Origin of the sequence: Salinimicrobium gaetbulicola (assembly GCF_042676025.1) — a bacterium.
Classification (GTDB): domain Bacteria; phylum Bacteroidota; class Bacteroidia; order Flavobacteriales; family Flavobacteriaceae; genus Salinimicrobium; species Salinimicrobium gaetbulicola.
Genome location: NZ_JBHTJP010000032.1, coordinates 160,578 through 182,624, shown reverse-complemented (window position 1 = coordinate 182,624; position 22,047 = coordinate 160,578). Strand labels below are relative to the sequence as shown.

Here is a 22,047-nt window from a genome sequence, read left to right as displayed (position 1 = left end):
AGTCGATTGGACGTAATAAAAAAATTCCCTCTGAAGCTTCAGGGGGAATTTTGATTTACATTGTTCTTTAAAAATAAATTCTGAATGATAATTTTTGGCAGCTATAAACCATCTTTATGACTGAAGCTTTCCACCTTTACCTTAAGATCTTCCACTAGTTTTTCAAGTACCTCTTCTACCCCGTTATCATCATTACTCTTTGCGCTAAAACGAGCAACTGATTTCACTTCAGGGTGAGCGTTTTCAACAGCAAAACTATAAGCCGCCTGCTCAAAAAGCTCCAGGTCATTGAAAAAATCCCCAAAGACCATGGTGTCCTCTCTATCAATGCCATAGTAATCCTGTAAAGCTTTTAATGCATTCCCTTTTTGAGCCTCTTTATGATTAAAATCGATCCAGATCTTTCCTGATAATTTCACCTGGAATTCATCCTGAAATTTCTTTACATGTGGAAAAGTATTCTCCTCTGCTCCTGAAGGATCACAAACGGTTAATTTCAATATTTCATCATCCTCTATTTTACTCACATCTTCTACCACCTTATATTTTTCATAGTGATTCAAAAATGGCTTCATAAATTGAGGATTTGTACTTTCAATATAGGCCTGTTTTTTCCCGCAAAGGATAAGGTATTTATTGTTTAGCGCCCGTACTTCGGCTATCACCTCCAAAACCTTTTTCCGTTCCATTGGTTGAATAAAGAGTTGTTCTTCTTTATCCATAACTATGGCGCCATTCTCAGCAATGAAAACGAGGTCTTCCTTAATGGGCTCCATTCGTTCCTTAAGGCTGTAATATTGACGTCCGCTAGCCACGGCAAAGCGAATGTTCTTTTCCTTTAATTGTTTATAAACATTGAAGAATCGGTCACTCACCTGGTGGTTACTGTTCAATAAAGTACCATCCATGTCGCTTACGACCAATTTTATATTTGAATAATCCATATGATTTCTGTTTCTGAAGCATCAAAAGTAAATGAACTTGATGATCCTCGATGTTAAGGAAATTTCAAAGATAACACAACAAACAACATGCTAATTCTTACTATTAATAGCTTTTTAATCTAGGAATTAATGGGTGGTTACCCTTATTTTGAGAAAGCAGTATTTTAATGGTTTGATCTTTCTGGAATTTACCCTACCCTACAGAAGTGGAAGAAACTGGCTTTAGAGCCTGAATAGCATTAAACTCAATTACAGATTAATCTATTACTTTAAAAACAAAAAACCCCTCTAATGAGGGGTTTTCAGTGATCGAGACAGGATTCGAACCTGTGACCGTCTGCTTAGAAGGCAGATGCTCTATCCAACTGAGCTACTCGACCCTTTTTGCGGTTGCAAATATAATGAGGTTTTCAATATTCACAAGCAAAAATTTTAATTAATTCGGCACGTTTATATAATCATATATTTATCAAGCAAGTAGCCCTCAAACTTTTTTTAATAAATTCTTACAGCCTTTAATTCGTTCAATTATTGACCAATCCTTCGTTTCAGGTAAAGAATTCTTACCATTTTCTGAATTCTAAAAGTACTATTAAAGTATTGCTAATATTAGCCTAAGAGCCTCTAGCCTATTCTCTAAAAAACTTATAATCCGTTACATTTACGTAAACGCCACTTGGTAAAGGAATTTACCTGACAATCCAAAAAATTTAAATTCAAACATGGGAGTTAGCACATCTAATGAAATGCAACCTTTGAGCGAGGCCTCCATTGAAAAGATGATCGAAAAACTTCAGGAAGATTGTGAACTGGAAAAGCACCTTCCCGGAGATGGTTATATCCATATGAGTGACGAATTGCCCTACCTGGTAGTTTATCGTCATAAACCAACTAAGGATGAGGAAAATGTAGACAGAGCCACTGTAAGATTCGTTCTAAGTGAAGCTTCTTACCTGATCATAGGTGATCGGGATTGGGAGGGATACCAGAGACTCATGTATCAACTTAGTGAGGCGATGTCTTCCAAATTCAAAACTTTCCTCCTTTTTGAAATTTACGCCGGAGACATAAAAAGTAGAGAATTTAAAATCAAAGGCCCCGCCGACCGTCTTCCTTCTACTATCAAAATTTTAAAAAAGGAATTAGATTACTTAAACGGAAAGTATGAGGTTCTGAATCTTGATTTCTGTGTAATAGAGGATACCGTAGACCGCCACCCTGAAGGTTTGAAACCACTTCTCCCCTTGGAATCCCTCAGGGACATAGGATGTCTTTTAATATCTCTTGAGGTTCCTCCGGTGTACCGCAGTCAATCTGGTAAAGAATTCCCTGTATTCTTCAGAAGTTTTAAAGATGATCTTGTGGTAGCCCTCCATAAAACCATTTATGAATTCATCAGAATCCAGACCTCCAGCGGAGTTAAAAGTTACAGGGCTTTAGGACAAAAAAGTCTGAAGAAAAATGTACTGGAAATTGATAAACAACTTGCGCAAATAGAAAATTCCTACCAGTTTCTATGGTTGATCTCTCCTGCAAATATTAGACATATAAAAGATACTTTCTTTGAATCTAATTATGAAAAGGTTCTCACTCACCATTATCGATTACTTCCGGTAGACCCCGATGTACTCAAGAGAAGGTTATACAACCTCAAAATGGAGGATATTGACGATCCTGCCCTCTCGTATATTTTCCGGGAAAAAAGAGAAGAACTTGATCTGCAAATAAGTATGCTTACCGATAGGGGTTCAAGGGATTTCTTTTATAACAGTATGATGTTATATGGTGATATTGACAAGGAGCTTCAAAAGGAATCAGAAACTTTGCTTCGGGAGGTTCCTGAAGAAGATGCCCGGGAATCTGACAATGTTATGAAAGCCAAGGATTTTGAAACTCTTGCCCACGCTGAATTTGAATATTTCAGACAACAGGACGCCCGATTTACCGGAAAAGTGCATGTAAGAGATGATGTCAATATATTAATGGTCTCTCAGGGGGAGCTTTATATTCCAAGTGACTACAAACTGGATTCTGAAGAAACCAAGGCCCTTATTCAACATGAGATAGGAACCCATGTGCTTACTTATTACAATGGAAATCAACAGCCATTACGTCTGCTTTCCGTGGGACTTACAGATTATGACACCCTTCAGGAAGGCCTGGCCGTTCTGGCAGAATACCTGGTAGGCGGGCTAACGGCAAACAGGATGCGTACCCTTGCCGGAAGGGTTGTAGCAGCTTCGGCAAGAATGCATGGGGCAGAATTTCAGGACATCTTCAGATTACTGCATGAGGACTACGGATTTTCCCCGCACAGATCTTTCAACACAACCTCACGTATTATGCAGGGTGGAGGTTTCACTAAGGATATCTCCTACCTCAAAGGTTTGCTGCAATTAAGGGAACATTTGAAAGAAGGTGGTGAGCTTGCTCCCCTTCTTACCGGAAAATTTGCTCTGGAGCACATTCCAATTATTACTGAACTAAGAGAACGCCGTGTTTTAAAGCCGGTGAACCTCATGCCCAGATATTTGAATACCGATGAAACAAAAAATAAATTACTAAAAATCAGAGAGGGAATTCCCCTTTCACAAATGATCAACACATGAAAATATGTTTTGTAGTTAACGGCATTGATACCGAAACCTGTGGTACAACCTGCTATCTTATTTATGAAGCCTGGAAACGAAAACATGACGTTTATGTCATGGGCGTTGGAGACTTCTCTTTTACAAATACCGAAAAGTTAAGTATTAACAGTACCTACGTTTCTAAATCTGCCGAAGCCAGTTCCCCAAAGGAATATTTGGAACTGCTTCAAAGTGATAAAGCAAAACACAAGAGAATCATTGCAACCGATCTTGATGTACTATTTATTCGGAACAATCCTACCGAGGAAGGCTCTACCCGTCAATGGGCAGAACAAGCCGGTGTAGCCTTCGGAAGAATGATGCAACAGGAAGGTGTTTTGGTACTCAATGATGCCTATGCGCTTTCAAATGCCTTTATTGACAAATTATACTTTGAAGAACTACCTAGTGTGATCAAGCCTAAATCCCTTATCACTAGAAATAAAGAGGAAATTCTCAAGTTCTTTGAAGACAATAAAAAGAAAATGGTACTCAAACCTTTGGAAGGTTCGGGGGGAAGAGATGTATACCTCATTGACAAGAATGAAAAGAACCTTAATCAGATCATTGAGAACATCATCAATAAAGGGTACGTGATCGCCCAGGAATTCCTTCCGGCGGCCAAAGAAGATGTAAGGGTACTTCTTTTGAATGGTGAGGTCATGGTAAAGGACGGCAATTATGGAATTATTAGAAGGGTTAGTGGAAAAGGTGAATTCCGAAGCAATTTTGCCCAGGGAGGAAAAGCAGGGAAAACCGAACTTACTGACGGCATAAAAAAAGTCGTAGATGTCGTGGGTCCTAAATTGATCAAAGACGGTTTGTTTTTCGTAGGGCTTGATGTAGTAGAAGATAAACTGATTGAGATCAACGTATTAAGTCCTGGTGGAATGGATCACTTTGAAGAGATCGGCTTACCAGATTTTTCAGACATCGTGATCGATTCCATTGAGAAAAAGGTAACATATAAAGAAATGTATAGCGGTCAAATAGAGAATAAAGTTCTTGCTACAATGGCCCATAGAATAGAATAGAATAGAATAGAATAGAATAAAATATGAAAAGTAGAATTATAGGAAATTATACCAGTAACAAAAAAGGCCCACTCCTATTCGTTACGGGAGGTGTCCACGGTAATGAACCCAGCGGTGTAAAAGCCCTGGAAAAAGTATTCGAGGAACTGGAAAAGAATCAACCGGAAATTAACGGAAGAATAGTCGGGGTACGCGGAAACACTACAGCTCTTGAAAAAGGTCAGCGATATATTGATGAGGATCTCAACAGGACCTGGATCGAAGAAAATGTAAATAAAGATCCGGATACAACCGAACAAAAAGAAATGCAGGAGATCATTGAGGTACTGGAGCAGTTTCCGGAATCTCAATTTTCAAAGCGCTATTTCCTGGATTGCCATACAACATCTTCTGACAGTCTGCCTTATATATCAGTTCAGGAGGTTAATGATAATGATCCCTGGGCCCATAAATTCCCCACTTATATTGTCCGTGGATTTAGTGATATCGTTTATGGAGCTATTGACCATTACATGAGCAGAACCGGCTTAACAGGCTTTGTGTTTGAAGCAGGACAGCACACCAGTCCGGCTTCCGTAGAAAATCATGAAGGAGTAATTTGGCTGGCTTTAAAAGAAGCTTGTGGTCTAGACCTTTCGAAAATATCCTGTTATCCGGACTGCGTTGATAAATTTGCCAAGGAAAATGCACCGGAACAAAAGACTTTTGAGATCATTTACCGGCATGAAATCAAGGAGGGAGATTCTTTTAAAATGGAATCTGGATATAAGAATTTCCAAAAGATCGAAAAAGGTGAATTATTAGCTATCAGCAATGGAAAGGAGATTAGAAGCGAATGGGATGCGTATATTTTTATGCCATTATATCAATCTCAGGGCAATGACGGATTTTTTGTGATACAGGAGGTATAAATGACTTCCAACTTAAAAAGTTAAGGCGACTGTTTATTTAAGTCGCCTTTTTTCATTTATCTTTTCACGATCCCTATGGCCTCACCTGTTTTACAGTTTACTCGTAACAATTCTCCCTGTCTTACTCCATATTTACCGGTTGGCACCTTGTAATCAGCTACCGGCCAGGAAGCTCTCAGAAAGTTGATTTCCGTACCATCCCGGGGATCGGTCAGAGGACTCCTGCATTCTTTATCAAAGGAATGCATTTTTGGATTATCGAAATATTCCGGAGTGTCAACGGCCATTCTTATTACGTTCTGCTCTTTAAAAGAGTAATTACTGGAGCCACAGCTTACTAAAAATAAGGCTACCGACATTATTAAAGTCAATTTTCTCATTCCATTAATTTAAAAACCATTAAATGTAAATGAGAATCGATTATAAAATTGTTAATGGCTTGATAAATTTGATTTCATAATCTCCTTACAATAAACATGATACCAATCATAGGTTTACCAATCTATGCATTATACCTTTGGAAATATTCATTTCAAAATGAGCAATATGAATCATCCGTTAAAAAGACATGAAGCACTTAAACCGCTAAGTAAAGAGCACCATCATGGACTGTTGCTATGCTGGAAAATAAGAGAAGGCCGAAAAAAACAAATTTCTGACAATCGGATTAAGGCATATACAGATCATTTCTATAAATCTCAACTCATTCCACATTTTAAATTTGAAGAAGATGAGATCTTTACAATATTGGGGAATGACCATCCGCTCATAAAAAGAGCCAAAAGGGAACATATTCTACTAAATAACCTGTTCAACGAAAAATCCAATATTATAAGATCACTTTCTGAAATTGAGAAACAACTTGAGAAGCACATTCGCTTTGAAGAAAGGATTTTATTCAACGAGATTCAGCAAGAAGCTTCAGAAGAAAGGCTGGAGCAACTAAAAGCGAGAGAAGATACCATTGAGACTCCGGACCCCGATGACTGGCATGATAAATTCTGGCTTCATTAGTCGCTTATAACCAATGTTTACGTTTAAAGTAGATCATCATACCAATGAACAGAAGAAGCATTATTATCAATAGGGTTGGATAACCGTATTCCCAATCCAGCTCTGGCATATATTTGAAATTCATTCCGTAGATACCTGCCAGGAAGGTAAGCGGGATAAAGATCGATGCCATAATTGTCAACACCTTCATAACCTCGTTCATTTTGTGACTAATGGTGGTCATGTACATATCCATAAGACCCCAGGACATTTCCCGGTAAACCTCAATATTTTCTGAGACCTGTAAAATGTGATCATACAGATCCCTTATGTAATGAACGGTTTGTTCGTCAATAAGACCACCATCTACTTTTTCCAGACGGCTAACTACTTCTCTAAGTGGGAAAACCGCTCTTCTTATGCGCAACATGGTCTTTTTAAGTTCCTGTATTTCAAAGGTGATGTCATCATTTGGTTCCACACTTAAAAGCCTCTCCTCAATATCCTCGATCTTATCACTGATCTCCTCAAGGACAATAAAATAATTATCGACAATAGCATCAAGTAGGGCAAAAGCTAGATAATCTGCTCCCCTGCTTCTTATCCGTCCTTTTGCACCGGCCAGGCGTTGTCGCACTCCGTCAAATACATCACCCCCCGCTTCCTGAAAGCTCAGTACATAATTCTTACCAAGAACAATGCTTATATGTTCATTTTCAAGAGTCCCTTCTTTATTTCTATAAAGCATTTTTGCTACAATGAAAAAATAATCCTGATATTCATCGATCTTAGGCCGCTGGTTAGTGTTAACTATATCCTCAATAATAAGCGGATGTAATTCGTAGTATTTTCCGAGCTTGGTGATGGCTCCCGTGTTGTTTAGTCCATCAATGTTGAACCAGGTAACATTATTTTCTTCTTCAAACTTAAAGGCGTCCTCTATAGAATCTGAAGTAAATCGCTCATATGAAGTGGTATTATAATCAATAATATCAAGTTTGGTTTCTACTGTTTCCTTACTCCCAACATAGGTTACCGTTCCCGGTGCCTGATTCAATGACTTTTTGGATGTTGGCCTTCTTGATAAATACCTTTTACGCTTTCCCATAGATTCTGGTAATTTCTATAAAAGTAAAAATAATCCCATTAGTCTACATGAATATTTAACCTGACTCTTTTGCTTCGGAAAGATTTTCGTTCTTATTGTTTATTGCCGATGCTTTGTTTTCCTTTGCAGCATGGTGGAAGAAAAGCAGATTTTTACAGCTCTAAAGGAATATTTTGGATATGATACCTTCAGGCCTTTACAAGGTAAGATCATAGATTCGGTATTTGAGGGGAATGACAACTTAGTGATCATGCCTACCGGTGGGGGAAAATCAATTTGCTTTCAGTTACCGGCCATTCTGCTTCCCGGCACCACCCTTGTGATCTCGCCTTTGATCGCGTTAATGAAAGACCAGGTTGATGGCTTACAGGCAAATGGTATTTCCGCAGCATTTTTAAACTCCAGCCAAACCGAAGCTGAACAACAAGGTATATTTGATAAGGTCGCTAAAAATGAGATAAAACTGCTCTATGTGGCACCGGAAAGCCTGCAGTATATAGATGCACTTTTTTCCTCCGGAAACATAAGTTTGATCGCCATTGATGAAGCCCATTGTATATCCAGCTGGGGACATGACTTCAGACCTGCCTATACGCAGTTAGGTTATCTGAAGAACCGCTACCCCTCTACTCCTATGATAGCACTAACGGCGACTGCAGATAAAGCCACGCGAAAAGATATTTGTGACCAGCTTAATATTCCCAATGCCAAAAGACATATAGCATCCTTCGACCGAAAGAACTTAAGCCTGGATGTTCGGCCAGGCACCAAAAAATTTGAACAGATAACAGCTTTTTTAAAAGGCAGGAAAAATGAAAGCGGGATCATCTATTGTTTAAGCCGAAAGAACACCGAAGATCTGGCTGCCAAACTACAAAGTAAAGGTTATGACGCAGAAGCCTATCATGCAGGGTTATCACATACCGAAAGAACCAGGATCCAGGAAGATTTCATTAATGATAAAAATCAGATCATTTGTGCTACGATCGCCTTCGGAATGGGGATCGATAAATCGAATGTAAGGTGGGTGATCCACTTTAACCTTCCGAAGAATTTAGAAGGCTATTACCAGGAAATAGGACGTGCAGGTCGAGATGGTCTGCCCTCCTCTACATTGTTATTCCATAGTTATGCCGATGTGATCCAGCTTCAGAAGTTTGCTGAAACCGGCGGGAACTCACAGGTGCAATTGGCAAAACTGGATCGAATGAAGCAATATTCCGAAGCCCTGAGTTGCCGAAGAAAGATCCTGCTAAGCTATTTTGGTGAATTGATCACCGAAGATTGCGGGAATTGTGACGTGTGTAAGAATCCGCCGGAATTCTTTGACGGTACCATCACGGCTCAAAAGGCTTTGTCAACCATTTTCAGACTAAAAGAACAGGAGCCAATTTCAATGGTTATAGACGTTTTACGGGGTGCACATAATTCAAATGTACTGGAAAAAGGCTACCAGCAACTCAGTACTTTTGGGATCGCAAAAGATATTTCCTGGAGGGATTGGCAGCAATACCTTATTCAGCTTATTAATTTAGGTTATGTGGAAATTGCGTTTCACGACCAAAATAAACTCAGGCTTACAAGTCTTGCTAAAAAGGTGCTTTTTGAAAAAGAAAAAGTGCGGTTAGCAGATGTAAGTCATGTAGAAATAACAAAAGAACCTCAGGTAGCTGAAAAGAAAGTTGAAAATACCCTTTTCGAAAGACTGAGAAAGTTAAGGCTTGAACTGGCAAACGAAGAAGAACTCCCTGCATACCTTATTTTCAACGACGCGACGCTCAAGGAAATGGAAAAACAACGCCCTATGACCGATGAAGATTTCATGCAAATAAGCGGGGTGGGACGTCAAAAAATGCAAAATTACGGGTATCGCTTTATCAAAGAGATCATTGCTTTTAGTAAGGAAAAACGAGAAAAAAAAGTTCGGAAAAAAAGCAGTACTTATAAAGAAACTTATGAGCTTTACAAGGATGGCTTAAGTGTGGAAGAGATCTCAAAAAAGAGAAAACTGGCTGTCACTACCATTTTTTCACACCTTGCCAAATTATATGATATGGACAAGGACGTAGACCTCCATAACTTTGTAACTAAGAAAGAACTTAAAGCTGTCAAAAAAGCAAAAGGGGAATTGAAGGATCCTACTCTCAAAGCTTATTATGAGCACTTTGAGGAATCAATAGATTACTGGACCATTAGACTCGCTCTTGCAATTATTGCTAAGGAAGGTTAATTAGAATCAGGAAAAATCTACGCTATTCAGAATTAGGCCACTCCCGGGTGCGATATAACTCATGGGCATATCTACATCGGCTTGCAGGCTTTTTTGAATGTCCTCCAAACTCAGGTCTCCTCTTCCCAGCATAACAAGGGTTCCCATGATCAATCGAATCTGATTACGAAGGAAACCTGGTCCCTGTATTCGTAACAAGAATGTTTTTTCCGGAAAAAAACTTGCGGTTATTTCAGAATTGGGTTCAATTCGGCAAAAAGAAACTTCTCTTTCCAGGATGGTATGTTCTGTAGGCCTCGTGCAGTAATTCCTGAAATTATGAGTGCCGTCAAAAAGCTTTGCGCCTTCCATCATGAGATCGATATCCAGATGATCTAAAAACGTTGCCAGTAAAGGAGCTGCAAACGGGTGGCTTTTTCTTCCGAAGGCAAACAAGTATAAATATTCTTTTTGTTTGGGATTTTGGATAATATTGAATTTTGCATCTACTTCTTTAATACTTAGCGCCCTTATATCTTGCGGAAGGTTGGCGTTGAACAGTACTAAAAAATCGGCCATGTTTTCTAAAGGATCATGGTCAATAAAAAGTTCAAAAGCGGCTTGATGTGCAGATACCATGGCATCTGTCCTGCTGGCTCCCAAAATTTTGAACTTTGTTTCTTTTAAAACGAATTTCAGGGTTTTCTTGACCAGACCTTCCACCGTTTTAAGCCCGGGTTGTATTTGCCAGCCATGCAAACGGTAACCCAGATACTGGATTTCTAGAAGGTAATAATAGCGTTGTGATTTCAAAATTTTTATCCCTTTCTTACAAATGTAATTATTTCAAAGACCTATACTTGCTAACCTCTTTAACTTTTAGTTAGAAAATTTTGCCTTTGGGTTTTGTATATTCACTATAAACCAAACCAAAAACCAAATGGCATCCGGAAAGAAAATCCTTCAATTTTCAGCACTTTCCATTCTCTTACTTTATTTCACATTTTCTGGTCTTATCAAGGCTAAGCCTTTTTTAGCTCCTTTAAGTATAGCCATTATTTTGGCGTTACTAGTTTACCCTCTCAGCAGATTAATGGAAAGATCTTTTATGAATAGGGCTACGGCATCGCTAATAAATACGATCTTAATATTCTTAATTTCTATCGGGTTTTTTGCCCTCTTGTCAATGCAGGTAAAGAACCTGGCAGATGATTGGCCAAAGATCAAGGAGACCATGAAACCCAAGATCGAACAGTTGGAACAATTTGTACTGGACCGAACGCCTCTTAATACTTCAGATCTCAAAGACTCCTCAGGCAACACCTCCTTTCCATATATCGGCATTGGTTCCAATCCCCGGAAAAAGGCAGCAGGTTTGATCAATTCGGTAATGAGTTTCTTCGGAACTTACCTCCTAACCTTTGTATATATCTTTTTTACGCTCAATTACCGGAAACACTTTAAACGTTTTCTTCTCAAACTTTTCCCTGATGACCGAAGGCAAAAAATTGAAGATGTAATCACCAACTCAGCCAACGTCACTCAACAGTACCTTCTAGGTAAATTAATCCTTATTGCTTTTTTGACTGTGTTCTACTCCATTGGATTGGGCCTATCTGGGGTTAGTAATTTCATCCTGGTAAGTGTATTGGCGGCTGTTTTCAGTATTATTCCTTATGTAGGAAATGTAATTGGCTTTGGTATGGCAATGGTCTTTGGCTATCTCACATCAGGTGATCCAATGGTATTGGTTGGAATTTCACTTACCTTTTTTATTGGTCAGTTCATTGAAAGTTATATTATGAATCCTTATGTGGTGGGAGATAAAGTTGATCTGCATCCTTTTGCTGTTATCGTCTCTGTGATCGTTGGAAATCTGGTTTGGGGTATAATCGGAATGATCCTCGCCATTCCTATCCTGGCGATCATAAATGTCATTTTTCAAAATGTGGAACCCCTCCAGCCTTTTGGGTATCTTCTGAGTAAAGAAAATAAATCGGATGGAAAATAAAGTCTTATTCCAATTTGCCGGATTCCTGAACACACGGCAGATCTGGAAGGAAAATAAGTTTCCTTATCAACCATATCATCTGAAGCAAGCACCTATTTCAAAATTACCCAGGACATTGGAATTTTCTCCCTCCATGGTCTTAGGAAAAAGGATGGAACTCTTCTTCCAATATTATGTAACCCACTTTTCTCATGAAGAGGTACTTGCTCATAATGAACAAGTCATTTTTGAAAAGAAAACCTTGGGTGAACTTGACTTTATTCTGAAAAATTCAATTTCCGGAGAAATTTCACACGTGGAATTGGTCTATAAATTCTATTTGTTTGATCCTGAAATACGGGGAGACCGAGCCTGCTGGATAGGCCCTAACCGAAGGGATAGTTTCCCTGAAAAATTAAAGAGGCTACAGAATAACCAATTCCCATTATTACACCAAAAGGAAACCTTGCCTCTTCTCGACCGGTTAAAAATTGATCCCTCAGAAGTGACCCAAAAAATATGTTTTAAGGCCAATTTATTCCTTCCGAAAAATTGGGATGAAAAAATGAATTTTTCAGAAATAAACCCAGATGCGGTATCCGGCTTTTGGATAAAGGCGTCAGAATTCACAAAAGTGGATTACGGAAATGCTCTTTTTCACTCCCCTAAAAAACCTGACTGGCCCATAGATCCAAGACACAATCAGGTATGGGAAAGCTTTGAAGAAGTCCTTCCTAAAATTTCGGGGCTACTATCCAGAGAGCAGTCGCCTTTAGTCTGGATGAAAAAAGGAGATGATTTATATGAAAGATTTTTTATAGTCTGGTGGTAAATTTTTTAATTCCTCCTATTAAGAAAAATTAACTGGGAGCTTCTTACTAATTAAGGAAAAATTATGAGTTGACAGAAGTAATTACTTTTGCAAAACACCTCAATTACAGTAACTTAACAATTGAAATAACCAAGCATATCTGAGTCTGCGATATGCTTCTTAAAATCAAACAATCATGCCTATATTGACAAAAAATCAATTTGAAAATTTAGCCAAATTTGACAACAACCCATGTATTTCAATTTTTATCCCTACCCAAAGAATAGGAAAGGATGTGCTGGAGGAAAAAGACAGAATCCAATTAAAAAGCCAATGGAAAAAGGTAAATGAGAAACTTAAAAATTTCGGATTACCACAGGATAAGATCAATAGCATTGCAAAACCTCTGGATGATCTTTTAAATGACAGTGATTTTTGGCGTCATCAGTCAGATGGGCTTGCGATCTTTATGGCAGATGGTTTCTTTGAAAAATTCACCTTACCTGTTAATTTTGAAGCTTTTACTTATGTGTCAGACCATTTCTATCTTAAACCATTGATTCCAATGTTCTCTGGGAATACCCGCTTTTATGTATTGGCATTACAGTTGGACAGAGTTCAATTGTACGAAGGAAATCTCTACAGTATTGGCGAAGTAGCCGTAAATGACCTTACCCCTTCCCGACTGGAAGACCGGGTTGGTTATGATTATGAAGAAAAGGCATTGCAATTTAAAAGTCAAAATCCTGCCACCGGTGATACTATTATGCATGGTCAGGGAGCAGCGGAAAGGGATCGGAAAAATGAGATCTTAAGGTTCTTTAGAGCGGTTGATGAGGGGTTAAGAGAAGTATTACACAATGAAAAAGTACCTTTAGTAATAGCTTGCCAGGATAGTTTCTTCCCAATTTATCAGGAAGCGAACACTTATAAAAATCTATATGACAAATCGGTACCGGGGAATCCTTCAGATTATGAAAATATGCTGGCCCTACACGCGGCAACTCTTGATGTTTTAGATCCGCACTTTAACAAGGAGAAGGAAAATAAAATGAATCAATTCAGGGAGTTAAAACCCGGAAGAACGTCTACGGCTGTTTCCGAGATCATTCCGGCGATCTTTGAAGGGAAAGTAGATACCCTCTTCCTGGAAAACAGGGAAGATATTTGGGGAAATTACAATGAAAATATGGCTAGTGTAGATATTCATGAAGAACCAAATTCTACCAACATGTCACTAATGAACCTCGCTGCTATCAAGGTAATTGAGCAGGGAGGAAAAGTTTATCTAATGGAAAATGAATTCATGCCTGCACAGGATTCAAAAATGAATGCCGTATTCAGGTATTAATGGGTTTTACTAATAAAAAACCTCTGCAAACTTGCAGAGGTTTTTATGTTAAGTATAATGGGCAACTTTTCCAATTACATCTTTATAGAACTCTTTGATTCTTTTAAAATCACCTTCTTTGTCTTCTGTCAGGTAAAGCGGTTCTGAAACCTTCACTCTTTTATTTCCAAAATCGAAAGCGATCATTATTAAAGGAACATTCGCTGACCTCGCAATGTAGTAGAATCCTGTTTTCCAGTCTTTTACTTTTTTCCTGGTGCCTTCAGGAGATAGTGCCAGCCTGAACTCTTTTTTCTTATGAAATATTTCAGCAATGGCCTCCACTTTGTTTTGACCGGGAGTACGGTCAAGCGGTGTACCTCCCATCCATCTAAAATACCAGCCAAAAGGAGGCTTGAATAACTCCTTTTTTGCCAGGAATTTTATCTCCACATTCCAAATACGTCTAACTAACAATCCAATGTAGAAATCATGCCAGCTGGTATGCGGCACAACGATCATTACACATTTCTTTACTCCCTGGGGCAAGGAACCTTCCATTTCCCATCCCATTATCCTGAAATATATTAACCTAGCTAGCCAATTCACTCTCCCTGTTGCTCTTCGTTATTTCTCCACCTCGTCTTTTTCTCTCCTCATATAATAAGGCAAGCTCACGCCCGGTTTGTCCTTTTACCGAGGTGTTTTCCTCTGCCCTTCTTATCAGGTAAGGAACTACTTCCCTTACTGGTCCAAAAGGCACTAATTTGGCAACGTTATATCCTTCTTCAGCAAGGTTGTAACTTATATGCTCACTCATTCCGAAGAGCTGTGAGAACCAGACTCTATCATCATCTTTAGCAATACCTTTATCTTCCATGACCTGCAAAGCAAGATAATTACTTACCTCATTATGGGTTCCTATGAATACCGAGATCTCATCAATATGTGCAAGGCAATAGGTCAAAGCCCCGTTAAAGTTCACATCTGTAGCTTCCTTATTTTCACAAATAGGAGATAAATACCCCATTTTTGCAGCTCTCTCGTTTTCCTTTTCCAGATAAGCTCCTCTCACGATCTTTGCTCCCACAATAAAGCCCTGATCAATGGCACGGCTGTGAAGATCCTTTAAATACTGAAGTCTGTCCCAACGGTAACATTGAAGGGTATTATAAATGATAGCACGTTCGCGGTTATACTTGAACATCATTTCCTCCATGAGAACATCGGCGGCATCCTGCATCCAGCTCTCCTCAGCATCGGCCAGTAGTCTTACATTCGCATTATACGCAGCGTCACAGATCTTGTTTACCCTATTTTTGATCCTCTGCCATTCCTCCTCTTCTTCCAGGGAAAGATTGGCATTCGCAGAAACTTTCTGCCAGATCTCAAATCTTCCAATAGCTGTAGGCTTAAAAACCGCAAATGGTATTGCCTCTTTATCCTCAATGAAATGTACAATATTCGTCTTTCTTTCAATAGCCTTTTCAAATTCACTCTCCTTCTCTTTTCCTTCCACGGAATAATCCAGAATGCTATGAAGATGTTTTGAATACATTTTTTGAATGACAGGCATACAATCTTTCTCAGTAACCCCTCCACAGAATTGGTTGAAAATCGTCTTTTTTATTAAAGATTCAACGGGTAGATGTAGGGTTAATGCAGCTTTGGTTGCTGCCGTGCCAGCCTTCACTAACAAAGGCCTGTCTATCATCTCGAAAAGGAAGATAGCACGGTTCAATTCTGAATCGGATTTCAGTCTGAAAGCCGTCTCAGTATCGTTAAATATTTTTTTCGTGATCATTAATGTAGATTAAGTATACAAATATACTTATTGGTCAATAAATTATTACGATAATTCTCCTTATTTTCGGCTCTCAAACGCAGTTTTTTGAATACCATCATGACCGAAAATCCACAAGATATACAGGTGTTTTTTAACGAAAAGGGATATACTCGCATTAATACCTTTTTGAAGGAAAAAAACTTCACCAAGATATTCATAATTGTTGACTCTAATACGCACGATTACTGTCTATCCCCCTTTCTTCAAAAACTGGAATCTACTACGAATATTGAAGTGGTAGAGATGGAACCGGGAGAGGAAAACAAAACAATTGAGACTTGTAACGGGATCTGGAATGCCCTTTCTGAATTAGGGGGAGACAGAAAGAGCCTTGTCATTAACCTGGGAGGCGGCGTAGTCACCGACCTTGGCGGTTTTGTGGCAGCTACTTTCAAACGCGGTATTTCATGTATACACGTGCCTACTACCCTTTTGGCGATGGTAGACGCTGCTGTGGGTGGAAAAAATGGGGTGAACCTGGATGCCTTAAAAAATCAGATTGGAGTTATTCGCCCACCCGAAATGATAGTAACAGATACTTCCTTTTTACAAACCCTCCCACCTGCCGAAATGCGCAGCGGATTAGCAGAAATGCTGAAACATGGGCTTATTAGTGATGAAAACTACTGGAAAAAACTCTGTAACCTGCAAGACCTGGATTTAACCGATCTTGACCAATTGATCCTGGAATCGATTGAAATAAAAGAAGATATTGTAATAAAGGATCCCAATGAGCAGGGGCTTAGAAAAAGTCTAAATTTTGGACATACTCTGGGCCATGCAATCGAATCTTATTTTCTGGAAGAACCTACAAAACCAAAATTACTTCATGGTGAAGCGGTTGCCATTGGAATGGTGCTCGCAGCATATCTTTCGGCCAAGACTGAAAATTTTTCCGAAGAAATTCTACACGAGATCAAAAAAGTGATAACCTCCATTTATGGCAAGGTAGAAATCACCCTTGCAGACCAGGAAAAGATTTTAGAATTCATGAAATTTGATAAAAAAAATGAGGGCGGAAAGATAAATTTTGTTCTTTTGCGACAAATTGGTGAACCGGTTATTGACAGGCAGGTCTCAAACGAACTCATTTTCAATGCGTTTGAGTACTACCTTGATTAACAGCTTGCTACGATTTTAAATTTAAAAAATAGAGATTAAATTTTTTATTTAATTTAACGCCGGCGGAAGAAGGAATTATTATTTTCGCTTAGATGCATGACCAAAGAATTATTTATGAAAAGAATCATTGTTGATTACAAGAAGCTTACTCCCGAAATTTTAAGCCTGTTAGTTGAGAAGTATCCTGACGGATATGATGATGACCAGATCATTTCATTTAAAAATGCTAAAAATGAAACGGTTGAAGCTGTGGAAGTGAGAACAGAGGATAGTATTTATCTTGTAAAGGTTAGTACAAGGCTTGAAAATACTATGGCTAATTATGACGAAGAAGATTATGACGATTCAGACTTCAATGAACCCATTGTAGACCTTCCGGAGAAGGCCGACGAAGAAACAGATGAAGAAGAGGAAGACTAAAGGTCTTTTCCCTATGATATAAAAAAAGGAACCTTCAAAAAGGTTCCTTTTTTTATGCTTTCCATAAAATATCAATTAAGCATGTTGATCTTCATGTTTTCCCTCCTTGATCTCTTCTATCAACTTGGAGTTAAAAGCCGGCAAGTCATCAGGATTTCTACTGGTAACGAAACCTTCATCAACAACCACTTCTTCATCTACCCAGTTGGCACCGGCATTAATTAGGTCATCTTTAATAGAATTATAAGATGTCATTTTTCTTCCTTTTACCACTCCTGCGCTTATAAGGGTCCACGGTCCGTGGCATATTGCGGCTACGGGTTTTTTCTGTTCAAAGAACTCCCGCACAAACTGCAAAGCTTCCTTATTGGTTCTTAAATTATCCGGATTTATAACTCCCCCGGGAAGCATAAGTGCATTATAATCTTTTGAGGAGACCTCAGATAATTTTTTGTCAACTGTATATTCCTTAGACCAATCTGTTTTGTCCCAAGCTTTTATTTTACCTCCTTTAGGGCTTATTATATGAACTTCAAACCCTTCTTTTTCCATCGCATCTTTAGGAGATGTAAGTTCAACTTCCTCAAAACCATCGGTCGCCAAAATAGCTACTTTCTTATTCATTGTTCTCTTATTTTTGTGGTTAAACATTCAATAATAAGATAGGAACCACCTCCTACATTCTCTATTAAAGAGCTGGTAATTTTTGCTGCTATAGAGTTAAAGCTTTATAAACTGAAACGGGAATTTATTTGGAAGATTTTGAGGAATCACTTTCATCTTCCTCGGAATAAGATTGCAGAGTGTCCAACAGGCGTTTTTCATCAATTAACTGACCTTTCTTTCTCTCCAATAGTTCCAATTCTCGGTAGATGGCGGGTTCTGCATACTCGTTAGGTTCCACCCTATCTTTTTTGTGCAAAGCATACTGAACGGTGAATTCGGCACCAAAAAATACGATGAGACAGGTGTAATAAACCCACAATAAGATTAAAACTACAGAAGACGCTCCCCCATAAACCGATCCCGGGTTACTTTGCCCAAAATAGAATCCGATGATATACTCTGCAAGGAGAAACAAAACTGTGGTGAGCATGGCACCTAAATAAGTGGTCTTCCATCTTAATTTTACGTCAGGTAACCATTTAAAAATGGCTGCGAAAAGAGAGGTTATTATGATAAAAGAGATAAGGAAATTCAAAAGGTCCAGCATGAAGGTTGTAATTACTGGCGCTATCGAGGCCAGATAATCATTAAGAGCAGCCAGTATAGCTGAAATAACCAGTGAAATGAGCATTAAAAGCCCTAGTACAAAAACCATCCCCAGGGATATTATCCTGTTGATAATGATCCTTTTAACCGTATTTCTTTTGGCTGCCACATTCCAAATGTTGTTCATGGCTGCTTTAAGTTGAAAAAATACACCGGTAGCACCAAAGATCAAAAAAGCAAATCCAAATATTAGGGCGAGAGTTGAACTGTCATTCAGCGCGGCATTCGCAATCATACCTTCAATTGCCCTGGCAGATTCTACTCCAATAAACTCACTTATCTGCGTGGTAATTCTTCCCTGAACGGCCTCCTGTCCAAAAAAGTAACCCGCTACCGAAACGACTATGATTAATAAAGAAGGAAGTGAAAAAAGGGCATAATAAGCGATGGTGGCACTTCTGGCCCAGGGATCATTACGGTTCCAATTAAAATAGGTCTTTTTGATCAGGCTCCAAAAGGAAGTCAGTTTGTGCTTTATCCTCATATCTCTCCTAATGGAAATTCACTATAATGTATAAAAAAACCCCTTAAACACAGCGTTTAAGGGGCCTTTTAATAAGAATTTAATATTGTTACAGATTCTCAAAAATAGAATGCATCAAACGCTTTTTATCATTGATACTTTCTTCTAGGGAAATCATAGTTTCAGTTCTGTACACTCCATCAATATCATCCAGCTTAAAAATTATTTCCTTAGCATGTTGAGTATCTCTCGCACGAATTTTACAGAACACATTGAATTTGCCTGTTGTTACGTGAGCCACAGTTACAAATGGAATTTCATTTATTCTTTCCAAAACAAACTTGGTTTGTGATGTGTTTTGCAGAAAGATCCCTACATATGCAATAAATGCGTATCCAAGTTTCTCATAATTCAAGGTTAGGGAAGACCCTAGAATGATCCCTGCCTCTTCCATCTTCTTCACCCTTACATGCACCGTTCCGGCTGATATCATTAATTTTTTAGCAATATCAGTAAAAGGAGTCCTGGTATTATCAATCAACATGTTCAGGATCTGGTGATCTGTTTCATCTAATCTAAACTTTGCCATATCTTTTTATTTTCGGTAATTCTTCATTATTTTCAACGAACTACAAAATTACTACAAAATGGTTGGATTATAAACAATATTTCCGGAATTTATTGAGATATTATTGATAACTGCTCATCATTTAACAAAATCGTAGCGACTATATCGTTTTCGTTAATAAATTTTCCGGTAGGTAATTTTACTTCCTTGTTAGCACAATCAATTTCTCTGTGACCAAACTTGGAAATATTTCCAGATATTTCCTGTACTATGGGTTCAAAATGGATCCTTTTACCTTTAATCTTTTCATTAAACTGAATTGCAATATCTACTACCTTCCCGTCATTTTGAGCATTCCGAAGAATCACATCGTATAAATTCTTCTGGTTTTCCGGGATATTGAAGTACTCTTCTATCTTATGATTTAAATAAGTTCTGTCTCCTATGGACTGGAAACCCTTAAAGATAGCTAGTGCCATATATTTGCGGGTATCCTCCCTTAAATAGTCTTTAAAATGACCTGCTTCAAATAATATTGTAGGAGTATTTAATGACTGAAAGGTGTCTCCCGTGCAATTTATATTGAAAGCATCGTCATATCTTCCAACCTGTTTGGGGATAAAAGATTGCAACACTTCATTCATGGCAGCAATAACTTGCATAGATTCGGTCCTCGACTCTGTTTGGGACCTATCTTTATCCATAGAAGGTGTTAAAAATGAAATGGTAGCGGGTATTTTTGTTTCCCCTGCACTAAAAATTGTCCGTTGATCATGAAGATTAAAACAAAAATTCGGTTGAAAGTCTTCATAACAAGACCTTAGTACCTTACTCTCGACCTCTTTTTGGTCTTGGGCATCACGATTAAGGTCCACTCCGTTTACATTTTCCCTGGTATAACGGGCAGCACCATCAGGGTTCAGCATAGGAATTACCAGAATGGTACATTTTTTCAGAATATTTTGAATCAATTCAGAATCCTCCTTAAAACGAAAAAGATTAAAAAGGTCAAATAAAGCCTTAGTAGTAGTTGATTCATTCCCGTGCATCTGGGACCAGGCCAGAATTTTAATATTTCCTGATCCTAATCGTATAGTTTGTATAGGGATATTTAAAAAAGAGCGACCAATCTCTATAACAGTAAAATTAGATTTCAAATCCTCCAGGGAATTTTGAATTTCTTCAAATGATAAATAACGCCCTGAAATTTCCTGATTTCCGAACGATGGATAATGTTCCAAAAAGTTATTAATGCTGAGTTCTTTTTCCATGTTTACAAAAGTAAATAAATACAATTTCACAATTGTAAACAGGTTAATTACACTTAATTGTTTATGATTGTAAACAAAAGCCATTAATGTTTATGGTTCTAGCGATCTCCGTGCTTGGAATTTATCCATAATCCCTTAAAAAATGATTTAAATTACTCTTTTTTAGGTTTTTATGCACTTTTATGTATAGTAACACTTCAATAATCCACTTGGCTTGCGCATCTGTTTACAACTGTAACTTGTTTTATTGTAAACATTGTTTTACATTTGTAAATAGTTAAACTCTAAACCTCTGTTTACAATGGTAAACACTTCAGAATTCACAGAACGACTCCATAAGATCATGGGATATCATGATCTTTCTGCAGCATCCTTTGCTGATAAAATTGATGTTGGTCGCTCCTCTATTTCCCATCTGCTCTCCGGAAGAAATAAACCGAGTCTGGATTTTGTGATGAAGATCGTAAACGCTTTTCCAGATGTGGAACTCTATTGGCTGTTGAATGGAAAAGGAAGTTTTCCTAAAAAAGAAGAAACAAAACAGGAAGCCATTCCACAAAAAGCTCCTGCCCGATCTCCTCAACCTGACCTTTTTCAGCCTCATGAAGATTCACGACCGGAGAGTGTAAAGGATTTTCCTTTGTCAAACTATAAAAAACCAATCAGCAGAATTGTAATTTTCTACCAGGATGGAACTTTTGAAGCATTTGAAAATTGATTCTGAAGTAAAAATGCCATTTCTTTGCAGTATGCGAAAATTCCTTCTACTTCTACTAGCTGCGTTAAGCATAGTTTCCTGCTATCAGCCCGAAAGAAATTGTGCCGATTTTAAAACCGGTACTTTTGAATTTGAATCTTACCTTAACGGGGAGTTGGTAAAAACCAGGTTTATTAGAAATGATACGATGGAAATAGATTATTTCCGCGGAAACGCAGATACTTCTTCAATTCGCTGGATAAATGAATGTGAATACCTGGTTAAAAATAAAAATCCCAAAAATCGCGCAGAGGAAAAACCAATACACATGAAGATCCTTACCACTAAGAAGAATACGTACACTTTTGAATACGGCCTGGTAGGAGAAACGCAAAAACAGAAAGGTACGGCTGTAAAGGTTGACTGAT

The 22,047-nt window shown here is 38.3% G+C and carries 22 protein-coding genes and 1 tRNA gene; 12 read left to right on the top strand and 11 right to left on the bottom strand.

Going from position 1 to position 22,047, the window contains the following annotated elements; all coding sequences use genetic code 11:
• Positions 1–101 precede the first annotated feature (101 nt).
• Together ACFQ1G_RS02340 and ACFQ1G_RS02335 are read right to left on the bottom strand one after the other, a co-directional pair.
• A complete protein-coding gene (locus ACFQ1G_RS02340; protein ID WP_380736660.1) occupies positions 102–944 on the bottom strand; it encodes an HAD family hydrolase in 843 nt (280 codons plus the stop codon).
• Between the two features lie 306 nt (positions 945–1,250).
• A tRNA-Arg gene (locus ACFQ1G_RS02335) sits at positions 1,251–1,324 on the bottom strand.
• Positions 1,325–1,666: 342 nt separating this feature from the next.
• Here ACFQ1G_RS02335 and ACFQ1G_RS02330 point away from each other — a divergent pair.
• The 3 genes from ACFQ1G_RS02330 to ACFQ1G_RS02320 are packed head-to-tail and all read left to right on the top strand — an operon-like array spanning position 1,667 to position 5,519.
• A complete protein-coding gene (locus tag ACFQ1G_RS02330) occupies positions 1,667–3,553 on the top strand; it encodes a flavohemoglobin expression-modulating QEGLA motif protein (protein WP_380736659.1) in 1,887 nt (628 codons plus the stop codon).
• Complete coding sequence (locus tag ACFQ1G_RS02325; protein WP_380736657.1) at positions 3,550–4,608, top strand: glutathione synthetase; 1,059 nt, start codon at positions 3,550–3,552, stop codon at positions 4,606–4,608. The genes ACFQ1G_RS02330 and ACFQ1G_RS02325 overlap by 4 nt, the downstream gene beginning before the upstream one ends.
• Before the next feature lie 23 nt (positions 4,609–4,631).
• Positions 4,632–5,519 (top strand): succinylglutamate desuccinylase/aspartoacylase domain-containing protein, encoded by an 888-nt coding sequence (locus ACFQ1G_RS02320; RefSeq protein ID WP_380736656.1) that lies wholly within the window; start codon positions 4,632–4,634, stop codon positions 5,517–5,519.
• A gap of 56 nt (positions 5,520–5,575) precedes the next feature.
• Here ACFQ1G_RS02320 and ACFQ1G_RS02315 read toward each other — a convergent pair whose 3' ends face one another.
• The gene (locus tag ACFQ1G_RS02315) at positions 5,576–5,899 is read right to left on the bottom strand and encodes a hypothetical protein (protein WP_380736655.1); all 324 of its coding nucleotides are present in this window, start codon (positions 5,897–5,899) and stop codon (positions 5,576–5,578) included.
• Between the two features lie 166 nt (positions 5,900–6,065).
• Between ACFQ1G_RS02315 and ACFQ1G_RS02310 the strand changes: the two genes are divergently transcribed.
• Positions 6,066–6,533: a hemerythrin domain-containing protein gene (locus tag ACFQ1G_RS02310; RefSeq protein ID WP_380736654.1), complete on the top strand. Its 468-nt coding sequence runs from the start codon at positions 6,066–6,068 to the stop codon at positions 6,531–6,533.
• 4 nt (positions 6,534–6,537) lie between these two features.
• Here the strand turns inward: ACFQ1G_RS02310 and corA are convergent, their stop codons facing one another.
• Positions 6,538–7,620: a magnesium/cobalt transporter CorA gene (gene corA / locus ACFQ1G_RS02305; RefSeq protein WP_380736653.1), complete on the bottom strand. Its 1,083-nt coding sequence runs from the start codon at positions 7,618–7,620 to the stop codon at positions 6,538–6,540.
• Positions 7,621–7,750: 130 nt separating this feature from the next.
• Between corA and recQ the strand changes: the two genes are divergently transcribed.
• Positions 7,751–9,850, top strand: coding sequence for a DNA helicase RecQ (recQ, locus tag ACFQ1G_RS02300; protein WP_380736651.1), 2,100 nt, complete (start codon positions 7,751–7,753; stop codon positions 9,848–9,850).
• Positions 9,851–9,856: 6 nt separating this feature from the next.
• On the opposite strand, the gene ACFQ1G_RS02295 is transcribed toward recQ, so the two are convergent.
• Positions 9,857–10,642 carry a tRNA pseudouridine synthase A gene (locus tag ACFQ1G_RS02295; protein ID WP_380736650.1) on the bottom strand — a complete coding sequence of 262 codons (786 nt, stop codon included), beginning with the start codon at positions 10,640–10,642 and terminating at the stop codon, positions 9,857–9,859.
• A gap of 127 nt (positions 10,643–10,769) precedes the next feature.
• Here ACFQ1G_RS02295 and ACFQ1G_RS02290 point away from each other — a divergent pair, with 127 nt between their 5' ends.
• From ACFQ1G_RS02290 to ACFQ1G_RS02280, 3 genes are all read left to right on the top strand, one after another.
• Positions 10,770–11,840, top strand: a complete 1,071-nt coding sequence (locus ACFQ1G_RS02290; protein WP_380736648.1) for an AI-2E family transporter — start codon at positions 10,770–10,772, stop codon at positions 11,838–11,840.
• Positions 11,830–12,651 (top strand): DUF1853 family protein, encoded by an 822-nt coding sequence (locus ACFQ1G_RS02285; RefSeq protein ID WP_380736647.1) that lies wholly within the window; start codon positions 11,830–11,832, stop codon positions 12,649–12,651. Before ACFQ1G_RS02290 ends, ACFQ1G_RS02285 begins: the two co-directional genes overlap by 11 nt.
• A gap of 175 nt (positions 12,652–12,826) precedes the next feature.
• Positions 12,827–13,981 carry a baeRF7 domain-containing protein gene (locus tag ACFQ1G_RS02280; RefSeq protein ID WP_380736646.1) on the top strand — a complete coding sequence of 385 codons (1,155 nt, stop codon included), beginning with the start codon at positions 12,827–12,829 and terminating at the stop codon, positions 13,979–13,981.
• A 48-nt stretch (positions 13,982–14,029) separates the two neighbouring features.
• On the opposite strand, the gene ACFQ1G_RS02275 is transcribed toward ACFQ1G_RS02280, so the two are convergent.
• Together ACFQ1G_RS02275 and ACFQ1G_RS02270 are read right to left on the bottom strand one after the other, a co-directional pair.
• A complete protein-coding gene (locus tag ACFQ1G_RS02275) occupies positions 14,030–14,533 on the bottom strand; it encodes a 1-acyl-sn-glycerol-3-phosphate acyltransferase (RefSeq protein WP_380736645.1) in 504 nt (167 codons plus the stop codon).
• A gap of 19 nt (positions 14,534–14,552) precedes the next feature.
• Positions 14,553–15,764: a proline dehydrogenase family protein gene (locus ACFQ1G_RS02270; RefSeq protein WP_380736643.1), complete on the bottom strand. Its 1,212-nt coding sequence runs from the start codon at positions 15,762–15,764 to the stop codon at positions 14,553–14,555.
• An 87-nt stretch (positions 15,765–15,851) separates the two neighbouring features.
• Here ACFQ1G_RS02270 and aroB point away from each other — a divergent pair, with 87 nt between their 5' ends.
• A complete protein-coding gene (gene aroB / locus ACFQ1G_RS02265) occupies positions 15,852–16,928 on the top strand; it encodes a 3-dehydroquinate synthase (RefSeq protein ID WP_380736641.1) in 1,077 nt (358 codons plus the stop codon).
• Positions 16,929–17,042: 114 nt separating this feature from the next.
• Positions 17,043–17,348 (top strand): hypothetical protein, encoded by a 306-nt coding sequence (locus ACFQ1G_RS02260; RefSeq protein WP_380736639.1) that lies wholly within the window; start codon positions 17,043–17,045, stop codon positions 17,346–17,348.
• A 75-nt stretch (positions 17,349–17,423) separates the two neighbouring features.
• On the opposite strand, the gene ACFQ1G_RS02255 is transcribed toward ACFQ1G_RS02260, so the two are convergent.
• The 4 genes from ACFQ1G_RS02255 to ACFQ1G_RS02240 form a co-directional block, all read right to left on the bottom strand.
• Positions 17,424–17,972: a type 1 glutamine amidotransferase domain-containing protein gene (locus ACFQ1G_RS02255; protein ID WP_380736638.1), complete on the bottom strand. Its 549-nt coding sequence runs from the start codon at positions 17,970–17,972 to the stop codon at positions 17,424–17,426.
• A gap of 124 nt (positions 17,973–18,096) precedes the next feature.
• Entirely contained in the window at positions 18,097–19,104 is a 1,008-nt protein-coding gene (locus ACFQ1G_RS02250) for a YihY/virulence factor BrkB family protein (RefSeq protein WP_380736637.1), read from the bottom strand.
• Positions 19,105–19,192: 88 nt separating this feature from the next.
• A complete protein-coding gene (locus ACFQ1G_RS02245) occupies positions 19,193–19,672 on the bottom strand; it encodes an Lrp/AsnC family transcriptional regulator (RefSeq protein WP_380736636.1) in 480 nt (159 codons plus the stop codon).
• An 89-nt stretch (positions 19,673–19,761) separates the two neighbouring features.
• Entirely contained in the window at positions 19,762–20,922 is a 1,161-nt protein-coding gene (locus tag ACFQ1G_RS02240) for a M14 family zinc carboxypeptidase (protein WP_380736635.1), read from the bottom strand.
• Between the two features lie 301 nt (positions 20,923–21,223).
• Here ACFQ1G_RS02240 and ACFQ1G_RS02235 point away from each other — a divergent pair, with 301 nt between their 5' ends.
• Positions 21,224–21,640, top strand: a complete 417-nt coding sequence (locus ACFQ1G_RS02235; RefSeq protein ID WP_380736634.1) for a helix-turn-helix domain-containing protein — start codon at positions 21,224–21,226, stop codon at positions 21,638–21,640.
• A 31-nt stretch (positions 21,641–21,671) separates the two neighbouring features.
• A complete protein-coding gene (locus ACFQ1G_RS02230) occupies positions 21,672–22,046 on the top strand; it encodes a DNA topoisomerase IV (protein WP_380738437.1) in 375 nt (124 codons plus the stop codon).
• Position 22,047 lies beyond the last annotated feature (1 nt).